This is a genomic window from Aurantimonas sp. DM33-3, from assembly GCF_014334315.1.
GTDB classification, from domain to species: domain Bacteria; phylum Pseudomonadota; class Alphaproteobacteria; order Rhizobiales; family Rhizobiaceae; genus Aurantimonas; species Aurantimonas coralicida.
Map to the genome: position 1 here is coordinate 1 of NZ_JACSGS010000046.1, position 1,340 is coordinate 1,340.

Below are 1,340 nucleotides of genomic sequence, written 5' to 3' on the forward strand. Positions count from 1 at the left end.
CCCCTTGACGCATACTCACACAGTTGCTCGGGCTTGACCCGAGGACCCATTCCTCGGCGGTTCGGTGCCCACTCCGTCGGAGATTAGTGATGCGTCACCGGTCACGGCATGGGTCCTCGGGTCGAGCCCGAGGATGACGACCTTGATTGATGATGTGGCTCTTCCGGCGAGGTCGGCGGATGCTTGACGTCCCCGCTGGCACCACGTCCCACACGTGCGCACCCACCCCCGACGCGCGTCATCCTCGGGCTTGACCCGAGGACCCATTCCTCTGCGCCTCGGTGTCCCCTCCGTCGGAGGATAGCGATGCGGCACCGGGAACGGCATGGGTCCTCGGGTCGGGCCCGAGGATGACGACCGTGTTTGGCGGAATGGCTCTTCCGGCGAGGTCGGCAGTTGCTCGACGCCCGCCACCCGCCCGACGCTTGATCCATGGCACCCCACCCCCGACGCGCGTCATCCTCGGGCTTGACCCGAGGACCCATGCCTCGGCGCCTCCGTGCCCCCTCCGTCGAAGACCGCCCAGCGGCCCAAGGTGGCGTCCCGCGCCTCGATCAGGCAGGCTGGCGCCGCCGGCAACCGGCCGGCAGACGCAAGGGGGCACGCCATGTCGTTCACCGAAGCCATCCGTTCGGTCTTTGCAAATTACGCGACCTTCCGGGGCCGCGCGCCGCGCTCGGAATTCTGGTGGTTCGCGCTGTTCACGCTGCTTGGCAATTTCGTCCTGGGCATCCTCGATGCGATTCTCGTCGGCCCGGCCATGGGCCTCGCGCCCTTTTCGGGCGAGGGTTACCAGCCGCTCGGCTCGATCTTCTCGCTGGCGATCTTCATCCCGTCGCTGGCCGTCTCGGTGCGCCGCCTGCACGACACCGGCCGCAGCGGCTGGTGGTTCCTCGTCAATCTGGTGCCGCTGATCGGCTGGCTGGTGTTCCTCTACTTCGCCGTCCAGCCCAGCGACGTCACCAACCGCCACGGCCCGCCGCCGTCGACCGGCGCGGTCGTGCGCTGAGGGAGGAGCGATGCTCTGCTGCGGTGTGCTTTGTGGATGGGGATCTTCCGTCGCAGGATCGGACGGCATCAACGGGGCCGGCATGGGTCCTCGGGTCCGGCCCGAGGATGACGACCTTGTTTGATGGAAGGTGCTCTTTCGCTGAGGTTGGCAGCTGCTCGACGCACCCACCCACGCGACGGCCGACCCAAGCACGCCCCACCCCCGACGCGCGTCATCCTTGTCTGTTGACGGCCTCTTGCAATTGGAGAGGCTGATCGGCGGGCAGCGCACCGTGTCATCCTTGGTCGTTGGAGACCGTGCCCGAGCAAGGTTCGCCGCCCGCCTTTCG

Annotated in this window: 1 protein-coding gene; it reads left to right on the forward strand. The window is 67.8% G+C overall.

The genetic code is table 11. From position 1 onward, the window contains the following. Positions 1-607: 607 nt before the first annotated feature. Positions 608-1,009 (forward strand): DUF805 domain-containing protein, encoded by a 402-nt coding sequence (locus H9Q09_RS22305; RefSeq protein WP_187392893.1) that lies wholly within the window; start codon positions 608-610, stop codon positions 1,007-1,009. The last annotated feature ends 331 nt before the right edge of the window (positions 1,010-1,340 follow it).